General features: G+C 62.5%; 21 protein-coding genes. 11 read left to right on the forward strand and 10 right to left on the reverse strand.

Going from position 1 to position 20,309, the window contains the following annotated elements:
* Positions 1-14: 14 nt before the first annotated feature.
* The 4 genes from rlmH to ACI7M0_RS23630 are packed head-to-tail and all read right to left on the reverse strand — an operon-like array spanning position 15 to position 2,888.
* Complete coding sequence (rlmH, locus tag ACI7M0_RS23615; protein WP_003249722.1) at positions 15-482, reverse strand: 23S rRNA (pseudouridine(1915)-N(3))-methyltransferase RlmH; 468 nt, start codon at positions 480-482, stop codon at positions 15-17.
* Positions 483-492: 10 nt separating this feature from the next.
* Entirely contained in the window at positions 493-912 is a 420-nt protein-coding gene (gene rsfS / locus ACI7M0_RS23620; RefSeq protein ID WP_009685825.1) for a ribosome silencing factor, read from the reverse strand.
* A 43-nt stretch (positions 913-955) separates the two neighbouring features.
* Positions 956-1,648 (reverse strand): nicotinate-nucleotide adenylyltransferase, encoded by a 693-nt coding sequence (gene nadD, locus ACI7M0_RS23625; protein WP_020191776.1) that lies wholly within the window; start codon positions 1,646-1,648, stop codon positions 956-958.
* On the reverse strand, positions 1,617-2,888 hold the full coding sequence (locus tag ACI7M0_RS23630; protein ID WP_129932653.1) for a glutamate-5-semialdehyde dehydrogenase: 1,272 nt from the start codon (positions 2,886-2,888) through the stop codon (positions 1,617-1,619). Before ACI7M0_RS23630 ends, nadD begins: the two co-directional genes overlap by 32 nt.
* A 304-nt stretch (positions 2,889-3,192) precedes the next feature.
* Here ACI7M0_RS23630 and ACI7M0_RS23635 point away from each other — a divergent pair, with 304 nt between their 5' ends.
* Both ACI7M0_RS23635 and ACI7M0_RS23640 read left to right on the forward strand, forming a co-directional pair.
* On the forward strand, positions 3,193-3,861 hold the full coding sequence (locus ACI7M0_RS23635) for a DNA-3-methyladenine glycosylase (RefSeq protein WP_129932652.1): 669 nt from the start codon (positions 3,193-3,195) through the stop codon (positions 3,859-3,861).
* 2 nt (positions 3,862-3,863) lie between these two features.
* The gene (locus ACI7M0_RS23640; RefSeq protein WP_129932651.1) at positions 3,864-5,180 is read left to right on the forward strand and encodes a bifunctional DedA family/phosphatase PAP2 family protein; all 1,317 of its coding nucleotides are present in this window, start codon (positions 3,864-3,866) and stop codon (positions 5,178-5,180) included.
* Between the two features lie 109 nt (positions 5,181-5,289).
* Here ACI7M0_RS23640 and ACI7M0_RS23645 read toward each other — a convergent pair whose 3' ends face one another.
* The 3 genes from ACI7M0_RS23645 to ACI7M0_RS23655 are packed head-to-tail and all read right to left on the reverse strand — an operon-like array spanning position 5,290 to position 6,965.
* The gene (locus ACI7M0_RS23645) at positions 5,290-5,880 is read right to left on the reverse strand and encodes an LON peptidase substrate-binding domain-containing protein (protein WP_129932650.1); all 591 of its coding nucleotides are present in this window, start codon (positions 5,878-5,880) and stop codon (positions 5,290-5,292) included.
* A gap of 9 nt (positions 5,881-5,889) precedes the next feature.
* Positions 5,890-6,606 (reverse strand): LrgB family protein, encoded by a 717-nt coding sequence (locus tag ACI7M0_RS23650; protein WP_004576852.1) that lies wholly within the window; start codon positions 6,604-6,606, stop codon positions 5,890-5,892.
* The gene (locus tag ACI7M0_RS23655; protein WP_049586734.1) at positions 6,603-6,965 is read right to left on the reverse strand and encodes a CidA/LrgA family protein; all 363 of its coding nucleotides are present in this window, start codon (positions 6,963-6,965) and stop codon (positions 6,603-6,605) included. Before ACI7M0_RS23655 ends, ACI7M0_RS23650 begins: the two co-directional genes overlap by 4 nt.
* Before the next feature lie 143 nt (positions 6,966-7,108).
* Here ACI7M0_RS23655 and ACI7M0_RS23660 point away from each other — a divergent pair, with 143 nt between their 5' ends.
* The 9 genes from ACI7M0_RS23660 to ACI7M0_RS23700 all read left to right on the forward strand — a co-directional run bounded on the left by ACI7M0_RS23660 (position 7,109) and on the right by ACI7M0_RS23700 (position 18,206).
* Complete coding sequence (locus ACI7M0_RS23660; RefSeq protein WP_010955428.1) at positions 7,109-7,564, forward strand: MaoC family dehydratase; 456 nt, start codon at positions 7,109-7,111, stop codon at positions 7,562-7,564.
* Between the two features lie 117 nt (positions 7,565-7,681).
* On the forward strand, positions 7,682-8,560 hold the full coding sequence (prmA, locus tag ACI7M0_RS23665) for a 50S ribosomal protein L11 methyltransferase (protein WP_003249700.1): 879 nt from the start codon (positions 7,682-7,684) through the stop codon (positions 8,558-8,560).
* Positions 8,561-8,602: 42 nt separating this feature from the next.
* Positions 8,603-9,958 carry a DUF3426 domain-containing protein gene (locus tag ACI7M0_RS23670; protein WP_129932649.1) on the forward strand — a complete coding sequence of 452 codons (1,356 nt, stop codon included), beginning with the start codon at positions 8,603-8,605 and terminating at the stop codon, positions 9,956-9,958.
* Between the two features lie 207 nt (positions 9,959-10,165).
* A complete protein-coding gene (gene dusB, locus ACI7M0_RS23675; RefSeq protein WP_003249695.1) occupies positions 10,166-11,179 on the forward strand; it encodes a tRNA dihydrouridine synthase DusB in 1,014 nt (337 codons plus the stop codon).
* Positions 11,176-11,496 (forward strand): DNA-binding transcriptional regulator Fis, encoded by a 321-nt coding sequence (gene fis, locus ACI7M0_RS23680; protein ID WP_012274390.1) that lies wholly within the window; start codon positions 11,176-11,178, stop codon positions 11,494-11,496. Before dusB ends, fis begins: the two co-directional genes overlap by 4 nt.
* An 81-nt stretch (positions 11,497-11,577) precedes the next feature.
* The gene (gene purH / locus ACI7M0_RS23685; protein ID WP_003249687.1) at positions 11,578-13,185 is read left to right on the forward strand and encodes a bifunctional phosphoribosylaminoimidazolecarboxamide formyltransferase/IMP cyclohydrolase; all 1,608 of its coding nucleotides are present in this window, start codon (positions 11,578-11,580) and stop codon (positions 13,183-13,185) included.
* Between the two features lie 146 nt (positions 13,186-13,331).
* Positions 13,332-14,627 carry a phosphoribosylamine--glycine ligase gene (gene purD, locus ACI7M0_RS23690; RefSeq protein WP_003249685.1) on the forward strand — a complete coding sequence of 432 codons (1,296 nt, stop codon included), beginning with the start codon at positions 13,332-13,334 and terminating at the stop codon, positions 14,625-14,627.
* 135 nt (positions 14,628-14,762) lie between these two features.
* Positions 14,763-17,534 carry a hybrid sensor histidine kinase/response regulator gene (locus ACI7M0_RS23695; protein WP_129932647.1) on the forward strand — a complete coding sequence of 924 codons (2,772 nt, stop codon included), beginning with the start codon at positions 14,763-14,765 and terminating at the stop codon, positions 17,532-17,534.
* A 75-nt stretch (positions 17,535-17,609) separates the two neighbouring features.
* The gene (locus tag ACI7M0_RS23700; RefSeq protein WP_129932646.1) at positions 17,610-18,206 is read left to right on the forward strand and encodes a MarC family protein; all 597 of its coding nucleotides are present in this window, start codon (positions 17,610-17,612) and stop codon (positions 18,204-18,206) included.
* Here ACI7M0_RS23700 and ACI7M0_RS23705 read toward each other — a convergent pair.
* Genes ACI7M0_RS23705 through ACI7M0_RS23715 form a run of 3 tightly spaced genes read right to left on the reverse strand, consistent with a single transcriptional unit; the run spans position 18,203 to position 20,252 of the window.
* Positions 18,203-18,826, reverse strand: a complete 624-nt coding sequence (locus ACI7M0_RS23705; protein WP_012053821.1) for a hypothetical protein — start codon at positions 18,824-18,826, stop codon at positions 18,203-18,205. The genes ACI7M0_RS23700 and ACI7M0_RS23705 overlap by 4 nt on opposite strands.
* Entirely contained in the window at positions 18,823-19,512 is a 690-nt protein-coding gene (locus tag ACI7M0_RS23710; protein ID WP_129932645.1) for a hypothetical protein, read from the reverse strand. The genes ACI7M0_RS23705 and ACI7M0_RS23710 overlap by 4 nt, the downstream gene beginning before the upstream one ends.
* A 59-nt stretch (positions 19,513-19,571) precedes the next feature.
* Positions 19,572-20,252: a hypothetical protein gene (locus ACI7M0_RS23715; protein ID WP_012053823.1), complete on the reverse strand. Its 681-nt coding sequence runs from the start codon at positions 20,250-20,252 to the stop codon at positions 19,572-19,574.
* Between the last annotated feature and the right edge of the window lie 57 nt (positions 20,253-20,309).

Consider the following 20,309-nt stretch of genomic DNA (forward strand, 5'->3'; position numbering starts at 1 on the left):
GACTGCTTACAGGCTCATTTGTGGTAAGGGTGCCCGGACAACACGGTCCAGGCGCGGTAGATCTGCTCGCCGATGAGTATCCTTACCAACGGGTGCGGCAAAGTCAGCGGCGACAGCGACCAACGTTGCTCGGCGCGCGCGCAAACCTCAGGCGCCAGGCCCTCCGGGCCGCCCACCATCAAATTCACCGTGCGCGCATCCAGGCGCCAGCGGTCCAGCTCGGTGGCCAGCTGCTCGGTACTCCATGGCTTGCCATGGACCTCGAGGGTGACAATGCGTTCCCCAGGCTGCACTTTGCTCAGCATGGCTTCGCCCTCCTGACGGATCAGGCGGGCGACGTCGGCATTCTTGCCACGGGTGTTCAGCGGGATTTCCACCAGCTCCAGCGACAGCTCGGCGGGCAGGCGCTTGGCATATTCATGCCAGCCTTCCTCGACCCACTTCGGCATGCGCGAGCCGACCGCAATCAGGCGCAGACGCACAGCGCTTTCCTTATTCGCGGTCTTTGAGCTTGTCGGAGTACTCGTGGGCATGGTCCGGGCTGTGGTGCTTGCCATCGGCGGCACGGCTTTGCTCGGCACCCTGCCACAGACGCTCAAGGTCGTAGAACTGGCGGGCAGCGGCGGTCATCATGTGCACGATGACGTCGTTCAGGTCCAGCAGCACCCAGTCGCTGTCGCCTTTGCCTTCTTCACCCAGTGGCTGGGCGCCCTTGGCCTTGACCGCTTCACGGACCTTTTCGGCCATCGCGTTGATCTGGCGGTTGGAGGTACCGGTGGCAATGATCATGTAGTCGGTCAGGCTGTGCTTCTCGCGCACGTCGATGACCTGGATGTCCTGGGCCTTGACGTCTTCCAGCGCTGCCTTGGTCACTGCGACCAGTTCTTCGCCGTAAATTTTCTGCTTGGTCATATAAAACTCGTTCAACTCGTTGGATGAGGCGCCAGAGGCACCGTCAGTTGGGCGCACGATACAGTTCGTGCGCCTCGATATAGGCCAGTACGGCGTCCGGCACCAGGAACCTCACCGATTTGCCGCTGGCCAGCAGCTGTCGGATCTGTGTAGCCGACACCGCAAGCGGCGTCTGCCAGACGAACGAAATATTTCCCGCCGGGCCGGACATGGCGGTGGGATCGCTCTCCGAGCGCGCAGCCAACAGGTTGCGCAACTCGTCAGGGGGTTCTACGTCGGCATCCGGACGTTGCAGTACCAGGATGTGACAGTGTTGCAGCAATTCTTCCCAGCGATGCCAGGCGGGCAGGCCACAGAAGGCATCCCAACCCAGCACCAGGAACAGCTGGTCGTGGCCGGACAGTTCGGCGCGGATCGATTCCAGCGTATCGATGGTGTACGACGGCTTGTCACGTTCCAGCTCGCGGGCATCGACGCTCAGGCAAGCGACGCCCTGCACCGCTTCACGGACCATCGCCAGGCGATCCTGCGCGGCCACCTGTGGCGTGTCGCGGTGCGGCGGCCGGGCATTGGGCAACAGGCGTAGCTCATCCAACCGCATGAACTCGGCCACTTCCAGCGCGCTGCGCAAGTGGCCGATATGCACGGGGTCGAAGGTACCCCCTAGAATGCCGATACGCCGGACTGCCTGGGCCTTGCTCAATTCAGCAGGACCCCTGGCCGCGCAACTGGCCATCGCCGATCACCACATACTTCTCGCAGGTCAGGCCTTCCAGGCCGACAGGGCCGCGGGCATGCAGCTTGTCGGTGGAAATACCGATTTCCGCACCCAGGCCGTACTCGAAGCCATCGGCAAAGCAGGTCGGGGTGTTGAGCATGACCGACGCCGAATCGACCTCAGCCATGAACTGACGGGCTTCACCCTGGTGTTCGCTGATGATCGAGTCGGTGTGGTGCGAGCCATAGTGGTTGATGTGCTCGATGGCCTGGTTCAGGCCGTCGACCACGCGAATCGACAGGATCGCATCGAGGTATTCCGTGTGCCAGTCGGCTTCGGTGGCCGGTTTGACGCTGATGATAGCCTGGGTACGCTCGCAACCGCGCAGCTCCACGCCCTTCTCCACGAAGCGGCGGGCCATTTCTGGCAGGAAGCGCTCAGCCACTTGTTGGTCGACCAGCAGCGTTTCCATGGCACCGCAGATGCCGTAGCGGTAGGTCTTGGCGTTGAAAGCCACATTCCAGGCCTTGTCCAGGTCGGCATGCTGGCTGACATAGATGTGGCAGATGCCGTCCAGGTGCTTGATCACCGGCACGCGGGCATCGCGGCTGATGCGCTCGATCAGGCCACGGCCTCCGCGCGGCACGATGACATCGACGAATTCCGGCATGCTGATCAGCGCGCCCACGGCTTCGCGGTCGGTGGTTTCGACCACCTGCACCACCGCCGCCGGCAGGCCGGCTTCGGCCAGGCCACGCTGAATGCAGGTGGCAATGGCGCGGTTGGAGTGGATGGCTTCGGAACCGCCACGCAGGATGGTTGCATTGCCCGACTTGAGGCACAGGCTGGCGGCATCAATGGTCACGTTCGGACGCGATTCATAGATGATCCCGATCACCCCCAGCGGGGTACGCATCTTGCCTACCTGAATGCCCGATGGACGGTAGCTCATGTCGCGGATGGCACCGACTGGGTCCGGCAGGCTGGCCACCTGACGCAAGCCGGTGATCATGCCGTCGATACGCGCCGGGGTCAGCGCCAGACGATCGAGCAGTGCGGGCTCCAGGCCACTGGCGCGGCCGACGGCCAGGTCCAGCTCGTTGGCAGCGGTGAGTTCGGCACGGGCAGCGTCCAGCGCGTCGGCGGCGGCTTGCAGGGCGCGGTTCTTCTGCGCGGTGCTGGCACGGCCAATCACTCGGGAAGCCTCACGGGCAGCGCGACCCAAACGGGTCATATAGTCAAGAACGGACTCAGTCATGGGTTCGGTGTCTTGGCGAAGGGGAAATCGGCTGATTATAACTGCCGCGCAGGTGTACGCCCAGCGGCGGGTGGCGGATGGTAGAAAATGGATGGGGCAATGTGTAGGAAAGATGTAACCGGGGTTATCGAGATTTCCATCTCCTGTTGCGGCCCTTTCGCGGGCGCGCCCGCTCCCACTGGGATTTGTGTAGGAGCGGGTTTACCCGCGAAAGGGCCGGCACTGCCCACATCACCATCCGATTCAGCCTCGATTAAGCCATTCATTGCTATCATCCCCGCCTCTCCAGCCACGAACTGCCCGCATGCCAGCCCTGCCCGACAGCTTTTTCGACCGCGACGCCCAGATCCTGGCCAAGGCCCTGCTGGGCAAGGTCATCCGTCACCGCCACGGCGACCTGTGGCTGGCCGCGCGGATCATCGAGACCGAGGCCTACTACCTTTCCGACAAAGGTAGCCACGCTTCACTCGGCTACACCGAAAAACGCAAGGCGCTATTCCTGGATGGGGGGCACATCTACATGTACTACGCCCGCGGCGGCGATTCGCTGAACTTCAGCGCCCACGGGCCGGGCAACGCAGTGCTGATCAAGTCTGCCTATCCTTGGCAGGACACCCTCTCGGGGCCCGACAGCCTGGCGCAGATGCAATTGAACAACCCCGATGCAAGCGGCAATATCCGCCCGCAAGAGCGCCTGTGCGCCGGCCAGACCCTGCTATGCCGGGCCCTGGGCCTGAAAGTGCCGCATTGGGACGCCCAGCGTTTCGACGCCGAACGCCTGTACGTCGAGGACTGCGGCAACGCCGTGCCCCGGGTGATCCAGGCCGCTCGCCTGGGCATCCCGCACGGGCGCGACGAGCACCTGCCGTACCGCTTCGTCGATGCCGAGTACGCCCGTTTCTGCACACGGAACCCGTTACGTCGCGGCCAAGTCGAAGGCCGTGATTTCTTCATTCTCGAACAAGGAAGCTGAACATGGGCCAATGGCTCGACAGCCTGACCGGCTGGCTCAGCGCCAACCCGCAGTGGCTTGGCCTGGCGATTTTCCTGGTGGCCTGCATCGAATGCCTGGCCATCGCCGGCATTATCGTGCCGGGCACCGTACTGCTGTTCGCCGTTGCGGTACTGGCCGGTAACGGCACGTTCAGCCTGGGCGAAACGCTGCTCCTCGGCTTTCTCGGCGGCCTGCTGGGCGACGCCATGTCTTACGCAGTGGGCAAGTACTTCCACCAGAACATTCGCCGGCTGCCGCTGCTACGCCACCATCCGGAATGGATCGGCAGCGCCGAAAGCTACTTCCAGCGTTATGGCATCGCCAGCCTGCTGGTAGGCCGCTTCATCGGCCCGCTGCGGCCGATGCTGCCAATGGTCGCCGGCATGTTCGACATGCCCCTGCCGCGCTTCATCGCCGTCAGCCTGCTGGCGGGCGCCGGCTGGTCGGTCGCCTACCTGCTGCCCGGCTGGGCCACCGGCGCCGCCATGCGCCTGCCCCTGCCGGAAGGCTTCTGGCTGGACGCCGGGATCATAGCCGGCGCCCTTGCGGTGCTGATCGGCCTGAGCCTCAATACCAGCCTGCGTGACCAGCGCCACGGCACCCGGCTGGTTGCCGCGCTCAGCTTCATCGCCCTGGCCGGTGTATTCCTCGGCTGGCCCTACTTCCATGAGTTCGACCAAGGCGTGATGACACTGGTCCAGGAGCATCGCAGCCAGGCCATCGACAGCACCGTGGTGCTGGTGACACGGCTAGGCGATTTCCGCACCCAGTTGTTCCTCGGCGCCCTGCTGACCGGCCTGCTGCTGCTTGCCCGTCAGTGGCGACACGCATTTTTCGCGGCGGGCGCGTTGATGGGCACGGCGATCGCCAACGGCACACTGAAATGGCTATTTGCCCGGGCCAGGCCGGAAGTACTGACCGACCCACTGACCAGCTACAGCATGCCCAGCGGGCACAGCTCGGCATCGTTCGCGTTCTTCCTGGTCATGGCCGTACTGGCGGGGCGTGGGCAGCCACCACGCATGCGCCTGACCTGGGTGATGCTGGGGTGCATTCCGGCGCTGGCGATTGCCCTGTCGCGGGTGTACCTGGGGGCGCACTGGCCAACCGATATCCTGGCCGGGGCCCTGCTGGCCTGTTGCGTGTGCGCACTCAGCCTGACATTGGTACAACGCCAGCAGACCCTGCCAGCCCTGCCGCTGCGGGTGTGGTGGCTGGTGTTGCCGGCATGCGTGGCGCTGCTGGCGTTCTTCGCCATGCATGCGCTGCCGCAGGCGTTGGCCAGGTATCAATATTGATGTCGCCTGTGCGGCCTATTCGCGGGTGAACCCGCTCCTACGCAGGGATCGCGCTTGTCGTAGGAGCGGGTTTACCCGCGAAGGGGCCGGCACAGGCAATACAGAACCATCAGGCGAACAACTCACCCTGAATCCGCTCCAGCAGCTTCTGGATCTCGCCCAGCCGCTGCTGTGGCGAATCGAGGGTCAGCAGGTCCAGTTTGTCCTCTTCCATGAACGGCAACAGGTACGCCAGCTGATTGGCCAGCGCCTGACGCCCGTCCACCGGCCGCGGCATGCCCAGCGCTTCGACCATGGGGTGCTCACCCAGAGCCACCAGCAGCGCCAATAGGTCGTCATCGGCTTCCAGCAACGGGCTGTCGGCCTGCTCCTGCAGCCATTGCACCTGGCCCACCAGCAACTGGTCCTTCTGCACCTCGGAGCTTTCCAGATTGAAGCGCCGCACGCCCTCGACGCGGATACCCAGCAAGCCGTTATCCTGCTGCACGAAGTCGCGGATCACCGCTTCACAGCCGATCGAGGCGACCACCGGCGGCGCCTTGCCGACTTGCTCGCCCTCAAGGATGCACACCACACCAAACCCTTCGCCCTGCTTCATGCAGCGCCCGATCATGTCCAGGTAGCGCGCCTCGAAAATCTGCAAATCGAGAAAGCAGCCAGGAAACAGCACGGTATTGAGCGGAAACAGCGGTAGCGTCATCACAATTCCTCAAGCCACCAGGCTGACTGCCAGCGGCAGGAACACCGCTGTAGCCACTCCCATCAGGCTCATCGCCAGCGCGGCAAAGGCGCCGCATTCGTCACTTTCCTGCAGGGCCACCGAAGTGCCCACTGCGTGTGCGGTCACGCCCAGCGACATGCCGCGCGCCTCAGGGCTGTGCACGCCGAAGCGGCTCAGCAACGCCGGGCCGAAGATCGCCCCGATCACCCCGGTAATCAACACGAACACTGCCGCCAGGGCTGCCACGCCACCAATCTGCTCAGCCACCAGCATGGCGATCGGCGAGGTGACGGACTTCGGCGCCATGGTCATCAGGATCATGTGCTCGGCACCGAACCACCAACCCAGCACCAGGCAGCAGAGCGTGGCGAACAGGCCTCCGACTACCAGCGTAGTAAATGTAGGCCAGAACAGCTGGCGGATACGCCGCAGGTTGAGATAGAGCGGCACAGCCAGGGCCACCGTAGCGGGCCCCAGCAGGATGTTCATGATTTCGGTGCTTTTGCGGTACTCGCTGTAATCGATGCCGCACAGCAGCAACACACCGATCACCAGCAGCATCGATACCAATACAGGTTGCAGGAAGATCCAGCGGGTTTTCTCGTAGGCTGCCAGCACTACCTGATAGGCCCCCAGCGTGATGCCGATACCGAACAATGGGTGATGAATGACCGCATCGAGTGCGCCCTGCCAGTCGAGCATCATGGCTGCTCCTCACGCTTGCCCTGGCGCTGGATGAGCTTTTGCATCAGCACACCGACGAACACCAGGGTCACCAGACAGGAGATCAGCAAGGCCCCGGCAATCGCCCAGAAGTCGGCGGCAATGTCCTTGGCATATACCATCACCCCGACTGCCGGCGGCACCAGCAGTAGCGGGAGATAGCGCAGCAAGCTGCTGGCGGCCTCGTTCAGCGGCTTGCCGACCTCACCGCGGGCCATGAGGAAGAGCAGCAGCAACAACAGGCCGATGATCGGCCCGGGTAAAAACGGCACGAACAGGTGATTGATCGCCGTCCCCAGCAGCTGGAACAGTACCAGCCAGGTCAAACCACGCAACAGCATAAGCATCTCCCTCGGGCATGGCCGCCATTATAAGCACGCTCGGCTGTAGACCGATATTCGCCGAAAAGCGGGCAACTTGACTGAAACGGTTCGCCGTGCTGATCTTGTACTTTCGTACCAACAGACAACCCGGAGAGTCCGCGATGCCCCATGTACCGGTTACAGAGCTTTCGCAGTACGTTGGCAAGGAGCTGGGCCACTCGGAGTGGTTGAAGATCGACCAGCAGCGCATCAACCTGTTCGCCGAGGCGACCGGCGATTTCCAGTTCATCCATGTCGACCCCGAGAAGGCGGCAAAAACCCCGTTTGGCGGCACGATCGCCCATGGTTTCCTGACCTTGTCGCTGATCCCCAAGCTGATCGAGGACATCCTCGTCCTGCCGCAAGGGCTGAAGATGGTGGTGAACTACGGGCTGGACAGCGTGCGCTTCATTCAGCCGGTCAAGGTCGACAGCCGGGTTCGGCTGAAGGTAAAGCTGGGCGAGGTGGTGGAGAAAAAGCCGGGGCAGTGGCTACTCAAGGCGATTGCCACGCTGGAGATTGAGGGTGAAGAGAAACCTGCTTATATAGCCGAGTCGCTGTCGCTCTGTTTTGTCTGATACATGCCCGGGGGGCTGCTGTGCAGCCCCCGATCCACAAATCCCCCGCACTCGCGTAAACTGCCAGCCTTCGCGCAGCCTAGGGCTGCCCCTGTCGATTTATCAAAGGTGCCCGCCATGCCCTGGCTGCAAGTACGCCTGGCCATCAGCCCGGAACAAGCCGAAACCTATGAAGATGCGCTGCTTGAAGTAGGCGCCGTCTCGGTCACGTTCATGGATGCCGAAGATCAACCGATCTTCGAACCAGACCTCAACACCACCCCGCTGTGGTCGCACACTCACCTGCTGGCGCTGTTCGAGGCCGATGCCGACCCTGAACAGGTGTTCGCCCACCTGCGCCTGCTGACCGGCGCCGAGCTGCCCGAGCACCAGGCCGAGGTGATCGAGGACCAGGACTGGGAACGCAGCTGGATGGACAACTTCCAGCCGATGCGCTTCGGCCGCCGCCTGTGGATCGTGCCCAGCTGGCACGATGCCCCGGAAAAGGACGCCGTGAACCTGCTGCTCGACCCGGGCCTGGCCTTTGGCACCGGCACCCACCCCACCACGGCCCTGTGCCTGGAATGGCTCGACGGCCAGCAGCTTGAAGGCACCCAGGTGCTGGACTTTGGCTGCGGTTCGGGCATCCTGGCCATCGCTGCGCTGCTGCTGGGCGCCCGCGAAGCGGTAGGCACCGACATCGACGTGCAGGCCATCGAGGCTTCGCGCGACAACGCCCAACGCAACGGCATTGCCGACGAGAAACTGGCGCTGTACCTGCCCGAACACATGCCGGCGATGCAGGCCGACGTGCTGGTTGCCAACATCCTCGCCGGCCCGCTGGTGTCGCTGGCGCCACAGTTGTCCGGCCTGGTTCGCCCAGGTGGCCTGCTGGCGCTTTCGGGCATCCTCGCCGAGCAAGGTGAAGACGTGGCCGCCGCTTATGCCGCCGACTTTGAACTGGACCCGATCGTCGTGCGCGACGGCTGGGTGCGCATCAGTGGTCGGCGTCGCTAAGCGGGCCTAGAATACTTTTCTGCACAGCTCCCGGATCGCCGCATGACCGACAGTTTCGTCACCCAGTGCCCGCATTGCCAGACCAGCTTTCGCGTCACCCACCACCAGTTGGGCGTGGCCCGTGGCGTGGTGCGCTGCGGTCACTGCCTGCAGGTATTCAATGCCGCCAAGCAGCTGCTGGAGCAAAACCGCGCCGCCACCACCAGCGCCCCCGTGGTGCCGGCACCGGTACCTGCAGTGCCTGTCGAGCCGCTGGCCGAACCGGCGCAAGAGCCTGCCACCAGCGTACGCGGTACCCCCCCTGACCAGGACTGGGCGCTGACTGCCCAGGCGCTGGACGAGCTCGACCTCGACAAGGAACTGGAGCGCCTGGAGCGTCGCGGCCAACCGGCCCCGACCCACCCGGCCAGCCAGGATGACAAGCTGCAGGCACGGCGCGATGAACTTCACCCGGACGAGCACGCAGAAGACCTTTTCGGCACGGCTACCGATGAGCCCTACGTGCCGCAGGAACCGGCAGAGCCTACCCCGGTGCTGCTGGAACCGGAACCTTTGGAGCTCGACCTGGAGCCTGCACCCGGCGAACGCACCGAGCCTACCCTGGGCAGCAACCTTGACCTGGACATCGATGGCGAGCCGCCCGTGCACCGTGCGGCCGAACGCGATGACCAGCCCGCATTCAGCGAACCGCTGCGTATCAGCGATGACGAAACCCCGGAAACGGGCCTGAGCGCCCGCGACGACGAGCCACTGGCGCTGCGCCTGTCGGCGCATGACGACGAGCCCGTCGAGCCGCTGCCCGGAGAGCGCCTGGAACCAGGCCTTGCCGGCAAACCCGAGCGCCCCTCGCGCAAGGAGCCGCTGGTCGATGTGGTCGACGACCCCTTGCAGCTAGGCTGGGAAAAACCCGCACCCAACTGGGGCAAGCGCCTGCTGTGGGGCTTTCTGACCCTGCTGGCTGCCGGCCTGCTCGCGTTCCAGTACGTGTGGTTCCACTTCGACGAAATGGCCCGCCAGGACCAGTATCGGCCGATTTTCCAGCAGATCTGCCCGATGGTCGGTTGCCAGGTGCCTACCCGCGTCGATATTGCACGCATCAAGAGCAGCAACCTGGTGGTACGCAGCCACCCGGACTTCAAGGGCGCGCTGATTGTCGACGCGATCATCTACAACCGCGCACCGTTCGCCCAGCCATTCCCGTTGCTGGAGCTGCGCTTCGCCGACCTCAATGGCCAACTGATCGCCAGCCGTCGCTTCAAGCCCAGCGAGTACCTGTCGGGCGAACTGGCAGGGCGTGGCGAAATGCCCAGCCAGACGCCAATCCACATTGCCCTGGACATCCTCGACCCTGGGCCGAAGGCCGTGAATTACAGCCTGAGCTTCCGTTCGCCGGAGTAGGCGACAAGCGGCCAGCAGCAAGCGACAAGACAAGAAGCCCCAACCGCGACCGCTTTTCGTCCTGTCGCCTGCTGCTTGAAGCGCAAAGGCATAAGCCGACAACTGTTCAGATTTTATCCAAATCCATCTTTATCCAGTCATCGAGAGCGGGTATCATGCCAACCCTTTTTCGAACTCCAAGATTCGGCCCCACAACAGGGATCACCTATGTCGGCGGTACGCATCGGCCAATACACACTACGTAACAACCTGATCCTCGCGCCCATGGCCGGGGTCACGGACCAGCCTTTCCGTACACTTTGCCAGCGCCTGGGCGCCGGTATGGTGGTGTCGGAAATGGTTAGCAGCGACATGAGCCTGTGGAACAGCCGCAAGTCGAGCCTGCGCCGCATCCATGAAGGTGATCCCGAGCCACGCTCGGTGCAGATCGCCGGCGGCGATGCGCAGATGATGGCTGCGGCGGCAAAGGCCAATGTCGAGGCGGGTGCCCAGATCATCGATATCAACATGGGCTGTCCGGCAAAAAAAGTCTGCAACAAAGCCGCAGGCTCTGCTTTATTGAGAGATGAAGCCTTGGTCAGCGAGATCCTCCACGCCGTGGTCAGCGCCGTGGACGTACCGGTGACCCTGAAAATCCGCACCGGATGGGACCGGGCGAACAAGAACGGCCTGAACGTGGCGAAGATCGCCGAACAGGCTGGCATCCAGGCGCTGGCGGTGCATGGCCGCACACGTGCCGACCTGTACACCGGCGAAGCCGAGTACGACACCATCGCTGCCATCAAGCAGGCGGTGTCAATCCCGGTTTTTGCCAACGGCGATATCACCTCGCCAGAAAAGGCCCGGGCGGTGCTGGAAACCACCGGGGTCGATGGCCTGTTGATTGGCCGGGCTGCCCAGGGGCGGCCATGGATCTTTCGCGAGATCGAGCATTACCTGCGCACTGGCGAACATCTGCCAGCGCCGCAACTGGACGAAGTGGAACGCATCCTGCTGGAGCATCTGGCCGCGCTGCATGCCTTCTATGGCGATGTGATGGGCGTACGTATCGCCCGCAAGCACGTTGGCTGGTACCTGGCAACACGACCCGGCGGCAAGGAGTTTCGCGCCCGGTTCAACGCTTTGGAAGACACACAAGCGCAGTGCGCCAACGTTCGCGCGTTTTTCAGCGAACGTCGACAGAGCCTTGAGACAGAGGACGGACAAGGGGTGGCCGCATGACGATGATGACCGAGACATTTGTGAGTGGAACAACGCCCGTGAGCGACAACGCCAACCTGAAACAGCACCTCAACACGCCGAGCGAAGAGGGCCAGACCCTTCGCGACAGCGTCGAGAAGGCGCTGCACAACTACTTCGCCCACCTGGAAGGCGCGACCGTGACGGACGTGTACAACCTGGTGCTCTCCGAAGTCGAGGCGCCCCTGCTCGAAAGCGTGATGAACTACGTGAAGGGCAACCAGACCAAGGCCAGCGAGATGCTCGGGCTGAACCGAGGCACCCTGCGCAAGAAGCTCAAGCAGTACGACTTGTTGTAAGCCAGAATCCCATCCAGAAAAGGCGACTCCCTGAACAGAGGCGCCTTTTTTGCTGACTCCACCGCGTTATTGGAACCCGAAATGACCGACCAGACTACCCGCCTGCCAGTCCGCCGCGCCCTGATCAGCGTCTCCGACAAGACCGGTATCCTCGAATTCGCCCGTGAGCTGCAGCAGCTCGGTGTCGAGATCCTGTCCACCGGCGGCACCTACAAGCTGCTCAAGGACAACGGCGTAAACGCGGTGGAAGTGGCCGACTACACCGGCTTCGCCGAAATGATGGATGGCCGGGTCAAAACCCTGCACCCGAAGATCCACGGCGGTATCCTTGGCCGTCGTGGCACCGACGACGCCATCATGAACGAGCACGGCATCAAGCCGATCGACCTGGTTGCGGTCAACCTGTACCCGTTCGAAGCCACCATTTCCAAGCCTGGCTGTGACCTGCCGACCGCCATCGAGAACATCGACATCGGCGGCCCGACCATGGTCCGTTCGGCAGCCAAGAACCACAAGGACGTGGCCATCGTGGTCAACGCCAGCGACTACGCCGGCATCGTCGAAGGCCTCAAGGCCGGTGGCCTGACCTATGCCCAGCGCTTCGACCTGATGCTCAAGGCGTTCGAGCACACTGCCGCCTACGACGGCATGATCGCCAACTACATGGGCACCATCGACCAGGCCAAAGACACCCTGAGCACCGAGGCGCGCAGCGAATTCCCGCGCACCTTCAACAGCCAGTTCGTCAAGGCACAGGAAATGCGTTATGGCGAGAACCCGCACCAGAGCGCGGCGTTCTATGTAGAAGCCAAGAAAGGCGAAGCCAGCATTTCCACCGCTGTCCAGCTGCAAGGCAAGGAACTGTCATTCAACAACGTGGCCGACACTGACGCCGCGCTGGAATGCGTAAAGAGCTTCGTCAAGCCGGCCTGCGTCATCGTCAAGCACGCCAACCCGTGCGGCGTGGCGGTAGTACCGGAAGACGAAGGCGGCATCCGCAAAGCCTACGACCTGGCCTACGCGACCGACACCGAATCGGCGTTCGGCGGCATCATCGCATTCAACCGTGAACTGGACGGCGAAACCGCCAAGGCCATTGTCGATCGCCAGTTCGTCGAAGTGATCATCGCCCCGAAAATCTCCCAGGCCGCCCGCGACGTGGTGGCTGCCAAACAGAACGTACGCCTGCTGGAGTGCGGCGAGTGGCCAGCCGAGCGCGCTGCCGGTTGGGACTTCAAGCGCGTCAACGGTGGCCTGCTGGTGCAAAGCCGCGATATCGGCATGATCACCGCCGATGACCTGAAGATCGTCACCAAGCGTGCCCCGACCGAGCAAGAGATCCACGACCTGGTATTCGCCTGGAAAGTGGCCAAGTTCGTCAAGTCCAACGCCATTGTCTACGCCAAGCAGCGCCAGACCATCGGCGTCGGCGCCGGCCAGATGAGCCGCGTCAACTCCGCCCGCATCGCTGCAATCAAGGCTGAGCACGCTGGCCTGCAGGTGCAGGGCGCGGTCATGGCGTCGGATGCATTCTTCCCGTTCCGTGACGGCATCGACAATGCAGCTAAAGTGGGTATCAGCGCCGTGATCCAGCCGGGTGGTTCGATGCGTGATGCTGAAGTCATCGCTGCTGCCGACGAGGCCGGCATCGCGATGGTCTTCACTGGCATGCGCCACTTCCGCCACTAATTACGCGGATCCCGAGGCAAGTCGAGATCCTGTGGGAGTGGGCTTGCCCGCGAATACGATGGTGGATTCACCGCCGCATTCGCGGGCAAGCCCGCTCCCACAGTGTTCGGCGCAAGCCACGGGATCACTTGAATCGAGGTTTTGACATGAAAGTTTTGATCATCGGCAGCGGCGGCCGTGAGCACGCCCTGGCCTGGAAAGTCGCCCAGGACCCACGCGTCGAGAAAGTCTTCGTTGCCCCGGGCAACGCCGGTACCGCCATTGAAGCCAAGTGCGAGAACGTCGCCATCGACGTGTGCGCCCTGGAGCAATTGGCCGACTTCGCCGAGAAAAACGTCGACCTGACCATCGTCGGCCCGGAAGCGCCGCTGGTTATCGGCGTGGTCGACCTGTTCCGCAGCCGCGGCCTGGACTGCTTCGGTCCAACCAAGGGCGCGGCCCAGCTGGAAGGCTCCAAGGCCTTCACCAAGGATTTCCTGGCGCGTCACAAGATCCCGACCGCCGACTACCAGAATTTCACCGAGATCGAGCCAGCGCTGGCCTACCTGCAGGAAAAAGGCGCGCCAATCGTGATCAAGGCCGACGGCCTGGCGGCAGGCAAAGGCGTGATCGTCGCCATGACGCTGGAAGAAGCCGAAGCCGCCGTGCGTGACATGCTGGCTGGCAACGCCTTCGGTGAAGCAGGTTCGCGTGTTGTGATCGAAGAGTTTCTCGACGGCGAGGAAGCCAGCTTCATCGTCATGGTCGACGGCCACAATGTGCTGCCCATGGCCACCAGCCAGGACCACAAGCGCGTCGGCGACCAGGACACCGGCCCGAACACGGGCGGCATGGGCGCCTACTCCCCTGCCCCGGTCGTTACCGCCGACGTGCACCAGCGCGTGATGGACCAGGTGATCTGGCCAACCGTGCGCGGCATGGCCGAGGAAGGCAACGTCTACACCGGCTTCCTCTACGCCGGCCTGATGATCGACAAGGCGGGCAACCCCAAGGTCATCGAGTTCAACTGCCGCTTCGGTGACCCGGAAACCCAGCCGGTCATGCTGCGCCTGGAGTCGAGCCTGGTCCTGCTGGTGGAGGCTGCATTCGCCAAGGCACTGGACAAGGTCGAAGCACAGTGGGACCCGCGCCCAAGCCTGGGCGTGGTCCTGGCAGCGGGCGGTTACCCGGGCGACTACGCCAAGGGCGACGTGATCAACGGCCTGGACGCTGCCGCCAAGATCGAAGGCAAGGTATTCCATGCCGGTACTGCGCTCAAGGATGGCAAGGTAACCACCAACGGCGGGCGCGTGCTGTGTGCCACCGCCATGGGCAGCACCGTTGCCGACGCGCAGCAGCAGGCTTATCGCCTGGCCAAGGAAGTCAGCTGGAACGGCAGCTTCTACCGTTCCGACATCGGCTATCGGGCCATCGCCCGCGAGCGCGGTGAGCACCAGCAGTAAGTACTACCGGTATGCCGTAGCGGTTTCAGCCTGCGGCATCCGGCTCGTCGACAGGGCCCGGAATGGGCCTTGCCTTCGACTTGGCGCGCCGCGCATAGTGAGTACCCGGCACATCGGCCAAGAAGGGATTTCGTAGTGCGTCGGCTTCGGATTGCCTCAGCTCTGATCGTCAGCTTGCTGACCCTGCTCTGCATGTTTCCGGCTGCGGCCGAACATGACGGTGGCTGGACCGTTCTGCTCGACGAACAGGCCAACCTGCAACTGAGCGATGTGCGCTCCGAGCGCTATCGCAACCAGTTCAGCCCACTGCCTCTCGCCGACCTTGATGCTGCCCCGGCTGGACAGGCCTTGTGGCTGCACTATCGTCTGGCACCAGGTGACCAGGAGCAACTGCTGCGGGTATTTGCCCCGGACCTTTCTGGCCTGGACCTCTACGCCCTCGAAGGCGAACAACTTCTGCGTCAGCTGCACCACGGGCGCCAGGCCGGCAATGCCAGCCCGACCCTGCGAGGCAGCGACCATGTATTGCCCCTGCCCAACAGCAGGCAACCGCTGGACATCTACTTGCGCCTGGCCTCAGAGCACCAGCTGCGTCCGGCCATCAGCCTTGAACCTGCGGCCGAGGCAGCCTCGGACCAACGCCAGCCGCTGCTGTTCGGCATGCTGTTCGGCGGCCTGATCATGCTGATCATGCACAACCTGATCCGCTTCCTCTACACCCGCTCCAGCACCACCCTGATCCTGGCGCTCTACCACGGCCTGATGCTGCTCAGCGGCCTGATCCTGCTGAACCTCAGCGGCCCCTGGTGGCATGTGTGGCACAGTGCGCAAACGCCTGCCGCCTATCTGACACTGGTCCTGGCCGGCCTGTCCGGGTTGTATTTCACCCAACATTTCTTTTCGCCGTGCAATTCGCCACGGCTTAACCGCCTGCTGCAGGGTGAGATGCTGATTGTCGGGCTCAGTGGCCTGGTGCTGCTGTTCGTCGATACCCTGCCATTGAACCTGATGACCTACGCCCTGATGGCGCTGGGCAGCGTGAGCATGCTGCTGGTCAGCAGCTACCACTGGTACAAGGGTTATGCGCCCGGACGCCTGTTCAGCCTGGCAATGGTGGTGTTCAACCTCGGAGGCCTGGTACTGCTGCCAGCCCTGCTGGGCCTGACACGCACCTCCACACCCTGGCTGCTGTGTATCCTGCTGGGCCTGACCGTGGTCAGTGGCCTGCTGCTCAACCTGGCGGTCAGTGAACGGCTGCGGCGCATAAGCGAGGAGCGTTTCAGCGCCAGCCGCGCGCTGGCCGCCAGCGATGCAGAAATCAACGCCAAAGCCGAGTTCCTGGCCAAGATCAGCCACGAAATCCGCACCCCGATGAACGGCGTGCTCGGCATGACTGAACTGCTGCTGGGCACACCGCTGTCGGTGAAGCAACGAGATTATGTGCAGACCATCCACAGCGCGGGCAACGAGCTGCTGACGCTGATCAACGAAATTCTGGACATTTCCAAGCTGGAATCCCGGCAGATCGAGCTGGATGATGTGCAGTTCGACCTTAACGCGCTGATCGAGGATTGCCTGAACATCTTCCGCGCCAAGGCCGAGCAACAGAACATCGAGCTGATCAGTTTCACCCAGCCACAAGTACCACGGGTCATCAGCGGAGACCCGACGCGCCTGCGCCAGGCCTTGTCGAGCCTGCTGGAAAACGCCCTGAAAAACACCGACCAGGGCGAGATCCTGCTGGTGGTGGCGCTGGATCAACGCGGCGAGGTGCCACGCCTGCGTATCGCCGTGCAGGACAGCGGCGAGCCGTTGCCCGCAGCCGACCGTGAAGCCTTGCTGCAGGCTGAGTTGCACAGCCACCACTTCCTTTCCAGCAACAAGCTGGGCGGCCATCTGGGGCTGGTCATCGCCAAACAGCTGATCGGTCTGATGCAGGGCGAGTTCGGCATCAAGAGCAACACCGGCATGGGCAACACCTTGTGGCTGACCTTGCCGCTGGACCCTTCCCGTCTGGAACAGCCACCGGCGGACCTCGACAGCCCGCTACGCGATGCCCGCGTGCTGGTGGTCGACGACAACGACACGTGCCGCAAGGTGCTTGTACAGCAGTGCAGCGCCTGGGGCATGAACGTCAGCGCGGTGCCGTCAGGCAAGGAGGCTCTGGCCCTTTTGCGCACCAAGGCACACCTGCGCGACTACTTCGACGCGGTGCTGCTGGACCAGAACATGCCCGGCATGACCGGCATGCAGCTGGCCGCCAAGATCAAGGAAGACCCGAGCCTGAACCACGACATCCTGGTGGTGATGCTCACCGGCATCAGCAATGCGCCGAGCAAAGTCATCGCGCGCAACGCCGGGGTCAAGCGAATACTGGCCAAACCGGTGGCCGGTTATACATTGAAGACCACCCTGGCCGAGGAGCTGGCCCAGCGCGGCCGCGAACAGGCGATGCCTGCCAGCCTGCCTGGCATCCCGCAGGCGCTGGACCTGCCAGGCGACTTCCGCGTGCTGGTCGCCGAAGACAACAGCATCTCGACCAAGGTGATCCGCAGCATGCTCGGCAAGCTCAACCTCAAGCCCGATACCGCCTGCAATGGCGAAGAGGCCTTGCAGGCGATGAAAGCGCAGCATTATGACCTGGTGTTGATGGACTGCGAGATGCCGATACTGGACGGTTTCTCGGCCACCCAGCAGTTGCGGGCCTGGGAAGCTGAAAACCAGCGCCAGCGCACGCCGGTGGTGGCACTGACAGCGCACATACTGGCCGAACACAAGGAGCGTGCGCGGCTGGCAGGCATGGACGGACACATGGCCAAACCGGTGGAGTTGTCGCAGTTGCGTGAGCTGATTCAATACTGGGCCAATCACCGGGAAGCCAAGGTGGACCCGGCACATACGTCCTGACCGATATCCAATGCTCTTGCAGGAGCGGCCTCGCGACACAAGGCCGCGCCGGCATAAACCCAAGGAACACTGCTCATGCTCTATGAGTTGTTCAGCGTCTACCTGAAAATGCTCGTGCTCTACAGCCCGTTCTTCGTGCTGTCGTGTTTCATCAGCCTGACCCGCGGCCACTCCAGCAAGGAGCGCAAGCAACTGGCCTGGAAGGTCGCGTTCGCAGCCTTGGTCGCCAGCGTGATGCTCTACCTGTTCGGGCGCGCGATATTCGGAATTTTCGGCATCACCGCCGATGCCTTCCGCATCGGTGCCGGCAGCGTGCTATTCATTTCGGCCCTGGGCATGGCCCAGGGCAAGCCGGCGGTACAGGCCGACAACGTGCAGCAGGATGTGACCATCGTACCGCTGACCATTCCGCTGACCGTTGGCCCCGGTACCATCGGTGCCCTGTTGGTGATGGGGGTGAGCCAGCCGCACTGGGATGAAAAACTGCTGGCCATCGTCAGCATTGCCCTGGCCAGTTTCACTGTCGGCCTAGTGCTTTACCTGTCCCACGGTATCGAGCGAATCCTGGGCGACCAGGGCCTGCAGATCGTCAGCCGTTTGATGGGGCTGTTCGTCTGTGCCCTGGCGGCGCAGATCATTTTTACAGGGATCAAAGGGTACCTGGTGCCTTAGATGGCATAGTCATGAATGCGCGCCAGGGATACCTTGACGACGCTTTCCTGCACTTTTGGCATTACGCTGTTCTCGAAGGCCAGAATATTGAACCGGACCAGCTCCGCACGCACATTCTTGTAACTGCGCTTTCGGCTGATGAACCCTGCACTGAAAACAGACTGCTTGTCCGTTTCGTGGTAAATCACCATGTCGACACGGTTATTACCGGCCGGCGCACAGGCCAACACTTGAAAGTGCTGCATCTCGAATGCCTTTTTCTCAAGTTCCTTCAGCACCGACGGCTTGGTCAGCAACGCTTGAATGGACACTTTGACCGACGATGCAAAGCTGTCCCCGGCAGTTTTGGACAGGGTCTGCAGCACCTGATCCGTCTGTTGCGTACGCGTCTTGTCCGGCCAATGGATCTGCTCAGCCGTTACCGCATCCCACCCCATGAATTTGAGTTGGTTACGGTAATAAGCGAACCAGTCTTTAATCAGCCCCTCTTTGAAAGCGGCCTCGGTGGCTCTTTCGGCCATTGCCAAGGCCAGCTTCACCTTGTTTTTCTGCGCGGCGTCGACGCCCGGCAAGAACGAAACAATCCCAGCGCCGATCACGGCAGACGTGGCTTCACTCATGATGCTGCTCCTGTAGGTTGTGCGTAAGGGTCGAACCGGTAAACGGCCTGTGCATCCTTGGTTTTCATCAAGGCCTGCAATTCATCACGCTGGCGTTGGAAGCGTCCTTCATCCAATGCCAGGGAAACGCCGTTGAACTCGGCCTCGCCCTCAAGTACTTGTTCGCCCAGAAATGTCTCCAGCGAAACTAGCGAGAGTGGCTTGTCGATTTGCAGCGAGATGCTGCACAAGTCCAGCGCCGGGCCCGGCTTGAGTACGCCAAGTTCGATGACCAGGGTGGAGCACTGCGCCTGATCATGCGCGCAGAAACTCAGCAAGTGCCGGAAGCCTTCAGCAGACTGGCCAAGGCCCGTCTTTATCGCCGCCAGCACGGCCTCATGGCGAAGCGAACGCATCTTCAGCCACGCTTCAAGTGGCTGTGTATGCGCGTTGCGCACAGGTCGCCCCAACGGTTTCAGGTCATGAGTACTGGCCAGCTTGATCCAGCCCAGTTGGCGGTAGGCCTCCCGATACGCGGCATACCAGTTTTCATAATTGTCCACGCGTGAACCGGCGTGCTTGTTGGCTACCAACTGCGCGTACAGGACTGAATCGAAAGCGGCCTGGCGTTGTGCCTCGACTGCGCCTGGCGAATACAGCAATGCTGTTCCGCCAATCAACATCAGTTGCTCATCTGCTCTATCCATCGTGTTACCTCGTCACAAAGAACCGAACAAGGCGGCGTTGCGACTACGCCGCCGAGCAATCAGATGTCGTACTCGAGCACGTTCTCGACACTGCGCACGCCGAGTTTGTTTTCTACGGTTTCGCGGACTTTGTCGTAGACAAAGTTATTGAGGGTGAGCACTGCCGTGCCGGCGTAGTAAGCGGACCTGTCCAGCTTCCACTGGATGCCGAGCACATCGTCGTCCAGTGCTGGGGCAGATGCCTGGATGCAGCTCACCACCATGACCACATCGTTTTTGGAGGTTTCAATGCAGGAGGCCAGGCCGACCAGGCCCCTGGCTTTGTTCTTGCGCTTGTGGTGGAGCACCTTGGCGTCGTTTTCGACTGTGGTCATTTTGTCAAACGCCCGCTTTGCCACTTCACCCAGCTTGGTGCCGCCCAGCATCGCATTGCCGACCACACCTATCGCGCGGATGGCCACGGCGCCTACGGTGACGGACAGTTCCACCGAGGTTTCAAGTTCGAAGGTACGGCGTGGGATGGTAAAGCCAAGGTCTCGCATGACATCGATGAATTTGTCGTACCACTCCCGGCTCTGCTTTTCGGCGTCAAAAGCTTTGTCGGCGACCAACGTGGCGAAGTGGAAGGCATTCTTCACATCATGACGGCTTTGCGCAGACATGCCCGCGCCGAAGGCAAGCAGGTTGCCGTCTACCAGGATGGCGGCATCGGTGGTGGTGATTTGGGTTGCATCGGACATTGGAAACTCCTTGATGGTTGCCCCTTGAGTCAAGGGCAATCACCTTAGCCAGCGCGC

The sequence above is a fragment of the Pseudomonas sp. 10(2024) genome, assembly GCF_045164175.1.
In the GTDB taxonomy this organism is placed as follows: domain Bacteria; phylum Pseudomonadota; class Gammaproteobacteria; order Pseudomonadales; family Pseudomonadaceae; genus Aquipseudomonas; species Aquipseudomonas alloputida.